Annotated in this window: 10 protein-coding genes; all 10 read right to left on the reverse strand. The window is 75.0% G+C overall.

The genetic code is table 11. From position 1 onward, the window contains the following. Positions 1-66: 66 nt before the first annotated feature. Positions 67-1,359, reverse strand: coding sequence for a phosphopyruvate hydratase (gene eno / locus VGB14_18980; GenBank protein ID HEX9995017.1), 1,293 nt, complete (start codon positions 1,357-1,359; stop codon positions 67-69). Between the two features lie 237 nt (positions 1,360-1,596). Continuing rightward, entirely contained in the window at positions 1,597-2,652 is a 1,056-nt protein-coding gene (locus VGB14_18985; protein HEX9995018.1) for a hypothetical protein, read from the reverse strand. 14 nt (positions 2,653-2,666) lie between these two features. Further along, positions 2,667-4,130 carry an AMP-binding protein gene (locus tag VGB14_18990; protein HEX9995019.1) on the reverse strand — a complete coding sequence of 488 codons (1,464 nt, stop codon included), beginning with the start codon at positions 4,128-4,130 and terminating at the stop codon, positions 2,667-2,669. Positions 4,131-4,482: 352 nt separating this feature from the next. After that, complete coding sequence (locus VGB14_18995; protein ID HEX9995020.1) at positions 4,483-5,811, reverse strand: MazG family protein; 1,329 nt, start codon at positions 5,809-5,811, stop codon at positions 4,483-4,485. Then, on the reverse strand, positions 5,808-6,890 hold the full coding sequence (locus VGB14_19000) for a peptidylprolyl isomerase (GenBank protein HEX9995021.1): 1,083 nt from the start codon (positions 6,888-6,890) through the stop codon (positions 5,808-5,810). The genes VGB14_18995 and VGB14_19000 overlap by 4 nt, the downstream gene beginning before the upstream one ends. A 47-nt stretch (positions 6,891-6,937) precedes the next feature. Further along, positions 6,938-10,537: a transcription-repair coupling factor gene (gene mfd, locus VGB14_19005; protein ID HEX9995022.1), complete on the reverse strand. Its 3,600-nt coding sequence runs from the start codon at positions 10,535-10,537 to the stop codon at positions 6,938-6,940. A 114-nt stretch (positions 10,538-10,651) separates the two neighbouring features. After that, positions 10,652-11,638, reverse strand: coding sequence for a glycosyltransferase family 2 protein (locus tag VGB14_19010; GenBank protein ID HEX9995023.1), 987 nt, complete (start codon positions 11,636-11,638; stop codon positions 10,652-10,654). Then, the gene (locus tag VGB14_19015; GenBank protein ID HEX9995024.1) at positions 11,635-12,678 is read right to left on the reverse strand and encodes an iron-containing redox enzyme family protein; all 1,044 of its coding nucleotides are present in this window, start codon (positions 12,676-12,678) and stop codon (positions 11,635-11,637) included. Before VGB14_19015 ends, VGB14_19010 begins: the two co-directional genes overlap by 4 nt. A 32-nt stretch (positions 12,679-12,710) precedes the next feature. Continuing rightward, positions 12,711-13,316 carry an aminoacyl-tRNA hydrolase gene (gene pth / locus VGB14_19020; protein ID HEX9995025.1) on the reverse strand — a complete coding sequence of 202 codons (606 nt, stop codon included), beginning with the start codon at positions 13,314-13,316 and terminating at the stop codon, positions 12,711-12,713. A gap of 6 nt (positions 13,317-13,322) precedes the next feature. Next, the gene (locus VGB14_19025) at positions 13,323-13,997 is read right to left on the reverse strand and encodes a 50S ribosomal protein L25 (protein HEX9995026.1); all 675 of its coding nucleotides are present in this window, start codon (positions 13,995-13,997) and stop codon (positions 13,323-13,325) included. Between the last annotated feature and the right edge of the window lie 55 nt (positions 13,998-14,052).

Below are 14,052 nucleotides of genomic sequence, written 5' to 3' on the forward strand. Positions count from 1 at the left end.
GCGGCAGGCGGGGGCGGGGCAGCCGGCCGGCGACGGCGGCCAGCCGGGCGCGGAGGTCGCCGGCGCTCACGGCGCCTCCGGCACCCCCCTGGCCAGCGCCGCGCCGCCCCGGTAGACGGCGGCCTCGCCCAGGTCCTCCTCGATGCGGAGGAGCTGGTTGTACTTGGCCACCCGGTCGGAGCGGGCCGGCGCGCCGGTCTTGATCAGGCCGCAGTTGGTGGCGACGGCGAGGTCGGCGATCGTCGTGTCCTCGGTCTCGCCCGACCGGTGGGACATGACCGCCGTGTACCCGGCCCGCCCGGCGACGGCCATGGTCTCGAGGGTCTCGGTGAGCGTGCCGATCTGGTTGACCTTGACGAGGATCGAGTTGGCCACGCCGGCCTCGATGCCCCTCGTGAGCCGCTCGACGTTGGTGACGAACAGGTCGTCGCCCACGAGCTGGACCCGGTCGCCGAGCGAGGCGGTGAGCGCCGCCCACCCGTCCCAGTCGTCCTCGGCCATGCCGTCCTCGATCGACACGATCGGGTGGCGGTCGCAGAGCCCGGTGAGCCAGTCGACCATCTCGTCGGGCGACAGGTCGCGGCCCTCGCCGGCCAGCCGGTAGCGGCCGTCCTCGAACACCTCGCTGGCGGCCACGTCGAGGGCGAGGGCGAGGTCCTGCCCGGGCCGGAGGCCGGCCGCCTCGATGGCGTCCTCCAGGAAGGCGAGGGCGTCCTCGTTGGCGCCGAGGTCCGGGGCGAAGCCGCCCTCGTCGCCGAGGCCGGTGCTCAGGTGCCGGGCCTTCAGGATCCCCTTCAGCGCGTGGTACAGCTCGGCGCCCCACCGGAGGGCCTCGGAGAACGAAGCCGCGCCGACCGGCAGGACCATGAACTCCTGCACGTCGAGGGTGTTGTCGGCGTGGGCGCCGCCGTTGACGACGTTCAGCATCGGCACCGGCAGCACGTGCGCGTTCACGCCGCCGACGTAGCGGTAGAGCGGCAGGTCGAGCTCGTCGGCCGCCGCCTTGGCGACGGCGAGGGACACCCCGAGGATGGCGTTGGCGCCGAGGCGGGCCTTGTTGTCGGTGCCGTCGAGGTCGACGAGGCGCCGGTCGAGCTCGCGCTGCTCGAGCCCGTCGAGGCCGACCACGGCGTCCAGGATCTCGCCGTTCACGTGGTCGACGGCCTGGTCGACGCCCTTGCCGGCCCACCGGTCGCCGCCGTCGCGGAGCTCGACCGCCTCGAACGTGCCCGTCGACGCGCCCGACGGCACGATCGCCCGCCCGGACGCCCCGGAGGCGAGGAAGACCTCAACCTCAACCGTAGGGTTACCGCGGGAGTCGACCACCGCACGGCCGACGAGGTGGTCGATGGCGCTCATCGACCCGCGACGCTACACCTCTGGTGGAGGTTCAGGACGGAGCGGAGAGACGCCGGTGCCGGCCGCCGGGTCGGGCGGCCGGCACCGGACCTCGACTACCCGCCGCCGATGCCGGCGGCGAAGACGATCGAGCTGAGCGCGCTGAGCGCGTACTTCAGGTAGGACCGTGCCGTCTTCACGCGTACCTCCGCCTTCCTCGAGGGCGCCGACGTGGCGTCCGCGAGAGGCGTAGCACGGTCACCCGGTGGCGACAACCCCCTCGGTCCAAACGAGCAGCGGCACCGATCCCGGCCGGGCGGCCGCGGCGGCCCTGCGGGCCGACCCCGCGGTCGGCCCCTCGGCCACGGGCCGGCCGTCGACGACGGCGACGTAGCGGCCCGCCCCGCCGGTGCCCGCCGCCTCGGCCAGCCGGATCGCCGCGCCCAGGTCGGCCGGCGCGGCACCCGGCCGGGCGGGCCGCTCGGGGTCGGGGGTGCCGTCCGCCTCGGCCAGGTACCGGGCCGTCGAGCGCTCCCGGCCGCCGGTCCGGCGGAGGAACCACCGGTACTCGACGACGATGACGGGGCCGAGCACGACCATGGCCGGCACGGCCCGGTTCAGCCAGTCCGCCCAGAAGGCGAGGAACAGGGCGAGGATGCCGGCCACGCCGGTGACGCCGGCGACAACGGCGGCCCGCCGCCCGAACGCCTTCTCCGCGGTCACCGTCCAGAGCACGGCCACCAGCACGTCGCCGAGCCCGACGGCCACGGCGTCGCCGCCCCGGCCCCACCCGAACGCCGGGGTCACCGGCAGGGCCGACACCCGAGTGAAGAAGTCGACCATGACCGGGAAGGCCACGGTGGCGAGGAAGTCGTAGACGACGAGGCCGGCGGCGAACACCGTCACCTCCCTCGCCCGCATCCCGCTCTGGGCGTACAGGTTGACCACGCCGACGACCATCACGAGGAGGAGCAGGTCGTTCAGCGCCAGGTAGGCGAGGTGGTGGCCCCGGTCGTCGTGGAGCTGGGCGAGGGCGACGTCGGCGGCCAGGGCGGCCACGGCCACGACCAGGGCCGGGCGGGCGCCGAGCAGCGGGGTCAGGGTGAAGTTCGTGATGAAGGCGGCCACGAACCCCATGACGGCCACGACGGCGACCGTCGGCAGGTGGACGTAGAGCGGGGGCAGCACGACCAGCACCACCGACATCACGACGATGTCCCTGGCGTTGTAGACGCCGACCGGGGCCCGCTGGACCCGCACCCGGCGCAGGTAGGCGACGGCGGCGACGACGGTGGCCGCCACCAGGGCGGTCACCACGGCGATCGTGCTCAGCGAAGGGCCCACGTCCCGCTCCCGTCCCTGACGATGGTGGTCTCCCGCAGCCAGGCCCGCATGAACTGCGGGGGCGGCATGGTCGTGTCGTCGTCGTGGAGGACGAGCTTGCGGAGGGGCAGCCCCCTCGCCGCGGCGGCCGCCTCCAGCCGGTCGCGGAGGCCGTCGTCGTCCTCGACCACCCGCACATGCAGGTCCACGCCGTCGTCGGCCGGGTCGAGCGCGTAGCGCACGGGCAGGGGCACGGCCGGCTCGGCCTCCAGCACCTCGAGGACGTCGCGCTGGTACACGGGCCGGCCGCCGGCCGTCGCCGACAGGGTGGCCTTGCCGAGCAGCGGCGACGTGGCCGGGAGGGCGGCGAACTCGCACGTGGTCGGCGGCTCGGGCAGCGCCCGCACCAGGTCGCCGGTGGCCAGCCGGAGCACGAGGGTCGTGTCCCGGTACGGGTAGTAGGGCGTGACCACGAACTGGCCGACCTGGCCCGGTGCCGCCGGCTCGTTCGTCACCGGGTCGAGCACCTCGACGAGGCCCTGGTCCTCGGGGATGTGCAGGTGGCCCTCGTCGCACACGATGCCGGCGATCGGGAAGATCTCGGTCATGGCGTAGCCGTCGAGCACGGGCACGCCGAACGTGGCCTCGGCCCGGCGCCGCAGGGCGTCGCTCAGCACCTCGCCCCCGGAGATGATGCGCTCCAGGCCGAAGTCCTCGGGCCGGTACCCGGAGCGCTGCGCCTCGGCGACCAGCGCGGCCAGGTAGCTCGGGTGGGTGGTCAGCACGCTCACCTGCCGCTTCTTGCCGGGCAGGTGGACCGGGTGGGCGGCCCGGGACAGCGCCTCCGCCGGGTCGATCATCCCGATCAGCACGGTGGCCGCGCCGACCAGGCGGGCGGCGGCGGCCGTGTTCCCCACGCCGAGCAGGGCCCGCGAGCTGATGCAGATCTGGACGACGTCGTCGGGGCCGACCTGGCCGGTGAGCAGGAACGAGACGGCGGCGAGGCCGGCGGCCAGGTCGAGCTCGTAGCGGGAGAACCAGATCGAGGTCGGGATGCCGGTCGTGCCGGTCGTCGTCGCCTGGAACACCGGCGACGAGCGGGACGACACGAACGCCTCGGGGGACGCCCGCAGCGCCTGCTTGGGCGTGGGCGGCAGCTCGGTCCGGCGCTCGAGGGTGAGGTCGGCGGGGGCGAGCCCCAGCCGGTCGAGGCGGTCGCGGTACCAGGCCGTCTCCTCGTAGGCCTTGGCGACGACGGTCCGCCACCGCTTGGCGTCGAAGGTGGCCCTCGCCTCCGGGTCGAGCCCCGAGCCCTGCATGAGCTCGCGCTGCTCGTCGCCGACGACACCCAGCTCGGCCTGGGTGGCGAGGATGTCGTCGACCATGCGCCGGAGGTCGTCGACGCGGACCCGGCGGTTCCTCAGCAGCGCCACGCCGTACCGCAGCTGGCGGACCGCGGTGTCGAGCACGCTCCCTCCTTGCCGCTGGAAACGGAGGGGCGGGCCCCCGAAGGGGCCCGCCCACCGAGATCGGGCCTACGAGCCGTAGGCGGCGAACACCACCGAGCTGAGCGCGCTCAGCGCGTACTTCAGGTACGACTTCGCAGCCTTCATCCGACACCGCCTTTCCGACGGACGCCGGAGGCTGGGTGTGGCCTACGAGCTGACGACGAAGACCGCGGAGCTGAGCGTGCTCAGCGCGTGCTTCAGGTAGGACCTCGCGGCCTTGAACATGGGCACCGCCTCCGTTGTCCAGGCTTCACGTTGGGCACGCGCCACCATCGACGCGCACGGAACATATGCCTGATCGGGAGGCCTCCTGTCAACCGCCGCCTGCGACCTCGGCGGCCTCGACCCTCGCCCTGAACCGGTTGGCGGCGGCCCGGAGGGCGCCCTCGGCGTCGAGGCCGCGGCGGCGGGCGCCGTCGACCAGCGCGAAGAGCAGGTCGCCGAGCCCGTCCTCGGTGGGAGGCGGGGCGGGCCCGTCGCCGGCCGCGGTGACGCCCACGGTCTCGGCCCGGCGCTGCACCTTCGCCGCGTACAGCAGCGCCGGCAGGCCGGCCGGGATGCCGTCCATCACCGACGCCCGCGACTTCTCCGCCTGCTTCAGCCGCTCCCAGTTGGCCTCGACCGACTCGGCGGTGGCCGCCCGCACGTCGCCGAACACGTGGGGGTGGCGGGCGACGAGCTTGTCGTGGATGCCCCTCGCCACGTCGGCCAGGGTGAACCAGCCCTCCTCGGCGGCCAGGGTGGCGTGGAACACGACCTGGAACAGCAGGTCGCCCAGCTCCTCCTCGAGGTGGTCGACGCCCTCGCCGCCCGGCCCGAGGCCGTCGATGGCGTCGACGGTCTCGTAGGTCTCCTCGACGAGGTGGCGGGCCAGCGACGCGTGCGTCTGCTCGCGGTCCCACGGGCACTCGCGCCGCAGGGTGCGGACGAGGTCGGCGAAGCGGGCCACCTCGCCGGCGACCGGTGCCGCCAGCCGCGGCACCCACACCGAGGTGAGGTGGTCGGGCTCGACGGCCCGGTCGAGGTCGGCCCAGGGCACCTCGACCACCCGCTCGTCGGGCAGGCCGAGGTGGTGCAGCACGGTCACGGCCGGCAGGTCGTCGCCGTCGACGGCCAGCTTCACCGCCGACAGCACGTCGCGCCGGTCGCACTGGGCCACGAGCAGCGGGCCCCGCTCCCCCGCCGCCTCCTCCTCGAAGCGGTGGCCGTCCACCATCCGGGCGCCGGTCGCCACCGGGTCGACCCCGAGCCGGGCCCAGGCCAGGTCGAGGAACGACAGCGCTGGCAGCACCTTGACGGCGACGTCGTCCCTGGCCAGCAGCAGCTGCACCGACCGCTCGGCCACCGCCGGCGACCCCGGCACGGCGTACAGCACCTCGCCGCCCTCGGCGGCGACGGCCGCCAGCCGGCCGGCGATCGTGGCGTACACCTCGTCGAGGGTGGCGGCCGACTCGTAGACCTCGTCGAAGCTGGCGGCCCCCTCGACCACGGGCGCCGACGGGTGGCGGGTCGTCCGCAGGAACCGGCGCGCCGGCGGCACCCGGGCCAGCGCCTCGAGCGTGCCGGCGGTGACGAGGTCCGGCCCGGCGGGGCCGAGCCCGACGACCACGACCCGGCCGCCCGGCGTCGGGGCCGGGGTCAAGGGGCGGTCGTGGTGCCGGTGCCCGAGTCGCCGCCCTCGATCGTCACCGACGGGAACGGCGTGGACGTGGCGGCCGTGGTCGTCGTGGTCGGCCCGGCCGGCGGGTCGATCTGGCCGGTGGCCGGGTTCCAGGTGCCGTAGCGCCGGTCGACGTCGATCTCCGCCCCGTCGAGGGCCTGCTCCAGCCAGCCGTTGATGTCCGACTGCCCGCCCACGTCCTGGGCCACCTGGTCGCGCACCTCGTCGAGGGGCGGGGCCGGGTCGCGGGACGTCACGAGGATCAGGTGCCAGCCGAACTGGGACTGGACGGGGCCGACCACCTCGCCCACCTCGGCCTGCTCGGCGGCGTCGGCGAACTCGGGGACGTACTGGGTGAGGTCCGAGCACGGCAGCTCGCCGCCCTGCTGGGCCGAGCCGGTGTCGGTCGAGTGCGCGCCGGCCAGCTCGGCGAAGTCGGCGCCGTCGTCCAGCTGGGCCTTCAGGTCGTCGGCCTCCTCCTCGGAGCCGACGAGGATGTGGGAGACGCAGTTCTGGGCGTACCGGTTGGCGTGCTCCTGGTAGTAGGCGTCGACCGCCTCGTCGCTGCCGCCCTCGTCCCGCAGGGCCTGGTCGAGGGCCAGGGCCGCCGCCCACCGGTCGACCAGCTCCTGCTGGTACTCCTCCGGGAAGGCGTCGAGCACCGGGCCGCCGACCGTCTCGCACTCCTCGGACGGCCCGCCCACGAAGGCCAGCTGGCACAGCGCCTGCTGGCGGGCCTGCTCGCGGACGGCGTCGTCGATCTCGAGCCCCCGCCGGTCGACCTCCTGGCGGATCAACGAGAAGATGATGTCGATCCGCAGCACCTCGCCGAGGAGGGCCTGGCTGAACGTGCCCTCCCCGTCGCCCTGCACCGGGATCTGGGTGTTCTGCTCGAAGGCCTGGACGTAGGCGTCGTTGCCACGGATGGCGTCGAGCTCGTCCTCGAGCTGGTCGGCGGTGATCTCGCGCCCGTTGATGGTCGCGGCGGGGTCCTGCTGCCCGCAGCCGGCAAGGGCGGCGAGGAGGCAGGCGACGGTGGCGGCGGCGAGCAGTCGTCTCACGGGAGGTCAGATGCTAGGGGGGTCATGGGCCGGGGACCATTCACTCACTACGCCGGCGTGGCCGCCGGTTCCTCCTCGGGCACGAGCTCGCGCAGGAACGACACCAGCCGGTCGACCACCGGCTCCCCCCGCTTGACCGGCAGCTGCACCTGGCCGAGGTCCTCCTTGTAGACGGCCTCCCTGGACAGCCGGCGCAGCCGGATCGTCTGGCTGGTGCGCAGCCGCAGCGGGGCGATGCGGGCCGTCCACGCCGGCCCCGAGAACGCCGGGCCCTTGGTGACGACGACCTCGCGCACGCCGATGCGGACGCACTCGGCCCGCAGGCGGGCGACGTCGAGGAGGGCCTCGGCCGGCGGCGGCACCGGGCCGTAGCGGTCCTCCCACTCGGCCCGGATGTCGGCGACCTCGCCCTGGGTGGTGACGGCGGCGAGGCGGCGGTAGGCCTCGAGCCGCAGCTCCTCCTTGGCCACGTAGTCGACCGGCAGGTGGGCATCGACGGGCAGGTCGAGCTTGACCTCGGCCGGCTCCCGCAGCTCCTCGCCCTTCAGCTCGGCCACCACCTCGTTCACCATCTGGCAGTACAGGTCGTAGCCGACGGCGGCGACGTGGCCCGACTGGCCGGTGCCGAGCAGGTTGCCGGCGCCCCTGATCTCGAGGTCGCGCATGGCGATCTTGAACCCGGAGCCGAGCTCGGTGGCCTCGCCGATCGTCCGCAGGCGCTCGTAGGCCTCCTCGCTGAGCGACTGGTCGGGCGGGAAGAACAGGTAGGCGTAGGCCCGCTGCCCGGCCCGGCCCACCCGGCCCCGCAGCTGGTGCAGCTGGCCGAGCCCGAGCCGGTCGGCCCGGTCCACGACGAGCGTGTTCACCGTCGGCATGTCGATGCCGGACTCGATGATCGTGGTGCAGACGAGGACGTCGTACTCGCCCTCCCAGAAGTCGATGACGACCTTCTCCAGGCTGCCCTCGTCGAGCTGGCCGTGGGCCACGGCCACCCGCGCCTCGGGCACCAGCTCCCGCACCCGGGCGGCCACGTGGTGGATGTCCTGCACCCGGTTGTGCACGAAGAAGACCTGGCCCTCGCGCAGGAGCTCCCGCCGGATGGCCTCGGCCACCGCCCGCTCGTCGTACTCGCCCACGTAGGTGAGGATCGGCTGGCGCTCGGCCGGCGGCGTGTTCAGCAGGGTGAGGTCGCGGATGCCGGTGAGGCTCATCTCGAGCGTGCGGGGGATGGGCGTGGCCGTCAGGGTGAGCACGTCCACGTTGGTCCGCAGCCGCTTGATGGCCTCCTTGTGGGCGACCCCGAAGCGCTGCTCCTCGTCGACCACGAGGAGGCCGAGGTCCTTGAAGCGGACGTCCTCGGAGAGCAGCCGGTGGGTGCCGATGACGACGTCGACCGAGCCGTCGGCCACCCCCTGGGTCACCTTGCGGGCCTGGCCGGGGGTGAGGAACCGGCTGAGCACCTCGACCCGGACGGGGTAGCCGGCGAAGCGGTCGCCGAAGGTCTGGAAGTGCTGCTGGGCGAGCAGGGTGGTGGGGACGAGGACGGCCACCTGCTTGCCGTCCTGCACGGCCTTGAACGCGGCCCGGATGGCGACCTCGGTCTTGCCGAACCCGACGTCGCCGCACACGAGGCGGTCCATCGGCGTCGGCGCCTCCATGTCCGCCTTGACGTCGGCGATGGCGGTGAGCTGGTCCGGCGTCTCCTGGTAGGGGAACCCCTCCTCGAGCTCCCGCTGCCACGGCGTGTCGGCCGGGAAGGCGTGGCCGGCGCTGTGCACCCTCGTCTGGTAGAGCACCACCAGCTCCTGCGCGATCTCCTGCACGGCCGCCCGAACCCGGCTCTTGGTCTTCTGCCAGTCCGACCCGCCCAGGCGGTTGAGCGTGGGGCTGTCGCCGCCGGTGTAGTGGCGGACGGCGTCGATCTGGTCGGACGGGACGTAGAGCTTGTCGCCGCCCCGGTACTCGAGCAGCAGGTAGTCGCGCTCGACGCCGCCGATGGCCCGCTTGACCATCCCGCCGTAGCGGGCCACGCCGTGCTGGTGGTGGACGACGTAGGCGCCGGGGGTGAGGTCGTCGAAGAAGCCGGCGGCGTCGCGGCGGCGGGGCCGGGCCCGCCGGTGGGCGCGGCGGCGGCCGGTGATGTCGGACTCGCCGAGGACGGCGACCTTCACGCTCGGGAGCACGAACCCCCGCTCGACGCCGGCGACGACGACGTGGCCGCCCGGCCGGGTGACGTCGGCTGCGCCCGTCTCGTCGAACTCGAGGTCCACCCCCTCCTCGGCGAGGAGCGACCGGATGCGGGCGCCCGACCCCGCCCCCTCGGCGGCGACGACCACCCGGAAGCCGCGGGAGAGCAGGTCGCGCAGCTGGGACACGAGCCGGCTGCCGTCGCCGACCACCGGGTCCCACCCCGTGGCCGCCACCGTCGCCACGTCCGGCCCCTCGGGGGCGGTGGTGACCGTCCACGCCGGCACGTCGGTGTGGGCCAGCAACCGGTCGAAGGGCAGGTGGAGGCGGGGGAAGGGCCGGTCGCCCTCGACCCCCCAGGTGCGGGCCAGCGAGCGGGCCAGGTCCTCCTCCTCGGCGAGGAGGTCGGCGGCCCGGTCCCGCATGCGGCGGGGCTCCACCAGCAGGACCTGGGCCTCGGGGCCGACGAGGTCGAGCAGCACGTGCTCGCCCTCGGTCAGCCACGGCAGCCAGGACTCCATGCCGTCGAAGGTCTGGCCCTCGGCCAGGCGCTCCCAGTGCTCCCGGCCCCACGGCTCGGTGGCCACCAGGCGCTCGGCCCTCGACCGCACCTCCTTGGTCGGCAGCAGCTCCCGACAGGGGAAGACCTCGGCGCCGTCCAGGTCGCCGGTCGAGCGCTGGTCGCTCACCGAGAACGAGGTCAGGCGGTCGACCTCGTCGCCCCACAGGTCGATGCGGACCGGCGTGTCGGCGGTGGACGGGAACACGTCGACGATCGACCCGCGGACGGCCACCTCGCCCCGGTGCTCGACCTGGTACTCCCGCCGGTAGCCGGCGTGCACGAGGCGGGCGACGAGGTCGGTCGGGTCGACCTGGTCGCCGGGGCGGACGACGATGGGCTCGACGTCCTCCACGTGGGGACCGAGCCGCTGCACGAGGGCGCGGACGGGGGCGACCACGACCCGGGGCCCGTCGGCGGTGCCGCCGGACAGGTGCCAGAGGGTGCGCAGGCGGCGGCCCATGGTCTCGACGTTCGGGCTGACCCGCTCGAAGGGCAGCGTCTCCCACGCCGGGAACAGGTCGACCTGCTCCTCCCCCAGGTAGACGACGAGGTCGTTGACCAGCCGCTCGGCGTCGGTGGTGGTCGGCACGGCGACGACGAGGGGCCGCCGCCCCGACAGGTGGGCCAGGCCGGCGACGGCGAAGGCCCTGGCCGGCTCGGGCACGGCCAGCACGGCCGAGGCGCGGCCGAGCACCGACCCCAGCGCGGGGTCGCCCCGGAGTAGCGGCGGCAGGGCCTCGAGCATCACCCGTCCGAGGCTACCGACGGGGTGTGACAGCGAGCGGCACGCCTGCGCCGCTCGGTCGCCGCCGCCCCGCGTCGTCGCCAGGATCAGCTCGACGTCGCCCTCCGGGTGGTCCGGGCAGACGACCGACTGGCGCTGCCGGCGCGCCGGCATCCCCGGCACGGCACCGTCGCGCTGGCCGGCCGCTCGGCGACCGGACCGTCGCCGACCTCGCCAGCCTCGTTCCCGGGGCCGGCTCCCTCCGGCCCAGCGTCGAGGACTGACCGATCAGCGGGGCGAGGTGCGGGCGGCGGCCACCCGGTGGCGCAGCTCGCGCATCGGGGTCGCCGCCCGGCGGATGCGGGTGTCCCGGTAGCGGGCGCCGCCCCGCAGGCGGGCGCCGACGGCACCCCACGAGCACGCCGACCGCCACACCAGCCAGGGCGCGGCGAGCAGCGACGACGACGCCGGGAACACGGCCGCCCCGCCGGCCCGGCGCCGGCCGGCCTCGGCCAGGCCCGACACCGCCGCCACCCCGCCGGCGACCGCCTTCCACCGCCGCCCGGCCACCCCGGCGGCCAGCGCGGGCAGGACGGCCAGCGACGCCACGAGACGGACCGGCCGGGCCCACTCGTCGTAGGCCTGGCGGATCTGCTGGCCCCGGAAGTGGGGGGTCGAGCACGGCACCCGGCGCACGAGCAGGTCGAGCGGGACGACCTCGCGGCCGCCGGCCGCCTTCACGGTCCTCACCAGCTCCAGGTTCTCGAACAGCACGTCGCCCGAGTAGCCGCCGGCCTCGAGCACGAGCGAGCGGCGGACGGCGAGCGTGCCCGGCCAGTCGCCACCGGTCGTCCTCGCCAGCAGGGTGCGGGCCGTGTCGAGCCGGGCGTGCCAGGGCAGCGGGTCGAACCAGTTCTGGGGCCGCACGACCTCGGCCTCGTCCAGCAGGGCGACCGCCCTCGCCAGCTGCTCGGGCGTGTACCGGACGTCGTCGTCGGCGATCACGACCCGGTCGTGGGCGGCGAGGCGCAAACCGGTCACGACGTTGCCGACCTTGCCCATGAGCGTCCGCTCCTCGGGCTCGGCCACCCGCACGAGCGGCCCGAACGCCGCCCGGTGGGCCCCGACCTCGGCCGGCGACGACCCGTCCACGACGATCACCTCGTCCACGACCCCGGCGACCTCGCGCAGGTAGGCGGCCAGCTCGGCCACGTCGGCGCCGTCGGCCGTCTTCAGCGGCAGCAGGTAGGTCGCCTTCAGCAGCGGCGCGCTCACCACGGCACCGGCCCGAGCAGCGCCGTCCGGCCGTCCCGCCAGGCGCCGAGGAGCGTGGTCGCGAACCGGCGCTCGACGACGTCGAGGGCGGCCGCCCCGTACACGACGTCGGCGGCCAGGTCCGGCTCGGTGACGATCAACCCCCCGGCCAGGTCCTCCAGCGCGATCACCTCGTGGACGGCGTCGGCCTCGACGTGGACGTCGTAGAACTCGGCCGCCTCCTCGCCGGCCCCGAGGCGCAGCAGGGCGTCCCGGTAGCGGCGCATGGGCACCACCGAGCACATCTCGAACAGGGCAAGGTGGCCGACGAGGGCGCCCCGCCAGCGGCGGTGCAGGCCGAACAGCGAGACGAGGTTGACGGTGGCGAGCGTGGTGCCCGGGAGCAGGTCGACGTAGCCCCCGTAGCGGTCGTCGAGGCCGAGCCCCCGCATGGTCGCGGAGAACAGCTCGGAGTGCATCCGGGACGCCACCCCGGCGCCGTACTCGTCGAACTGGATGCCGACGAGGGCGGCCTTGGCGGGGCCGGGGATGCGGGGGATGCCCCAGGTGTGGGGGTCGGCCTCCTTCAGCTGGTAGGCCGACCGGTGCACGGCGAACTCCCGCACCTGGTCGAGGGTGCCCTCGGCGAGGACGTGGCCCGACAGCGAGGGGCCGCCGGTGCCGGCGGCCAGCTCCAGCAGGGCGGGCAGCACGTCGCGGGGCCGGGCCGGCACCCGGGGGCCGACCTCGTCGGCCAGCCGGCGCTCGGCCGCCGCCTCCAGCCGGGCCCGCTCCCGGAGCAGCGAGGGCTCCCACTCCCAGCGGTCGTCGACGCCGTCGAGGCCCCGGTAGTGCAGCTCGTAGCAGACGTAGAGGGCGAGGGCGGCGTCGTCCCCGTACAGCGGGTCGTCCACGGCCGCGGGCAGCCGCGGCAGCTCGTGGGGCGGGCGGGCGAGGTGGTGCAGGAGGGCGTCGGTGACCGGCCCGCGGCGCGCCGGCAAGGGCGCCGGCCCCTGGAGGGGACGGCCGGGACCGGCCCCGATCGTGGGGATCGTGGTCATCTCGCCGCACCCCTACCCCGGGTGCGGCGTCGTCACCCCGCGCCCTGGTTGTACCGGTTCATGGCGGCCTCGGGACCGGCGGCGAGGATGGCCTCGACGGCGTCGGCCGCCTCCTGGACGACCACGTCGAGCTCCGTGCGCTCGGCCTTGCCCGGGCGGCGCAGCACGTGGTCGGCGCCGTCCATCCGGCCCGGCGGCTTGCCCACGCCGATGCGGACCCGCACGAAGTCGTCGGTGTGGAGGTGCTGGCGGATCGACTTCAGCCCGTTGTTGCCGGCCAGCCCGCCGCCGACCTTCACCTTCAGCCGGCCGACGGGGAGGTCGAGCTCGTCGTGGACGATCACGACCCGGCGGGGGTCGTCGACGCCGTGGCGGCCGGCCAGCAGGCGGACGGCCTCGCCGGCCAGGTTGTAGTACGTGACCGGGACGGCGATCGCCATGCGCCGCCCGCCGACGACGACCTCGCCGGACAGGGCCCGCTCCCTGCCCTTCTTCAGCCGCCCGCCGTGGCGCTCGGCGAGGATCTGGACGACCTCGGCGCCGAGGTTGTGGCGGCTGCCGGCGTACTCCTCGCCGGGGTTGCCGAGCCCGACCACGAGCAGGTCGGCGGGGGTGCCCCGCCGCTCGCGCCCGAGCACGCCGGATCAGCCCTGGTCGGCGCCCGTGCCCCCGGCCGCGGTGCCCTCCGGCGCGGCGGCGTCGCCCTCGCCCTCGCCGGCGATGTCGCCCTCGACGGCCTCGCCCTCGGGCTCGGGCACGTCCATGGCGGCGACGGTCGCGCTGACCACGGGCTCGTCGGGGTCGACGTCGGTGGTGACACCCTCCGGCAGGGTCAGGTCGCCGACCCGCACGGTGTCGCCGGGGCCGAGGGTGGAGACGTCGTAGGTGATCGCCGTGGGGATGTCGCCCGGCTTGGCGCTGACCGTCAGGGAGTTGAGCACGTGCTCGACGACGCCGTCGGCCTTCAGCACCGCCGTGGCCTCGCCCTCGAGCACGACCGGCACCTCGACCGACAGCACCTCGTCGCGGTCGATGAGCAGGAAGTCGACGTGCTGGACGCCGCGGTGGACCGGGTCGCGCTGGAGGTCCTTGACGATGCTCAGCCGGCGCCGGCCGTCGACGACCAGGGTGAGCAGCGCGTTCAGGCCGGCCTCGCCGCTCAGGGCGTGGCGGAGCTCGCGGCGGTCGACGCTCACGGACACGGGCTCGGTGCCGTGGCCGTAGACGACGCCCGGCACCTTGCCGGCCGCCCGCAGGCGGTTCGACGCCCGTGAACCGGGCGAGCGGCCCGTCTCGACGGCGATGGTGACCTCAGACATGCGGACGCGCTCCTCCGGACGGCTCTGTCGGGACGGCCGACCAGCCTACCGGGCG

This window comes from Acidimicrobiales bacterium, assembly GCA_036399815.1.
Lineage (GTDB): Bacteria > Actinomycetota > Acidimicrobiia > Acidimicrobiales > DASWMK01 > DASWMK01.

Coding starts and splice junctions, on each gene's coding strand:
- VGB14_19015 (HEX9995024.1), bottom strand. CDS start 12,678: ATGACCACGATCCCCACGATCGGGGCCGGTCCCGGCCGTCCCCTCCAG.
- eno (HEX9995017.1), bottom strand. CDS start 1,359: ATGAGCGCCATCGACCACCTCGTCGGCCGTGCGGTGGTCGACTCCCGC.
- mfd (HEX9995022.1), bottom strand. CDS start 10,537: ATGCCGGCGCGCCGGCAGCGCCAGTCGGTCGTCTGCCCGGACCACCCG.
- VGB14_19025 (HEX9995026.1), bottom strand. CDS start 13,997: ATGTCTGAGGTCACCATCGCCGTCGAGACGGGCCGCTCGCCCGGTTCA.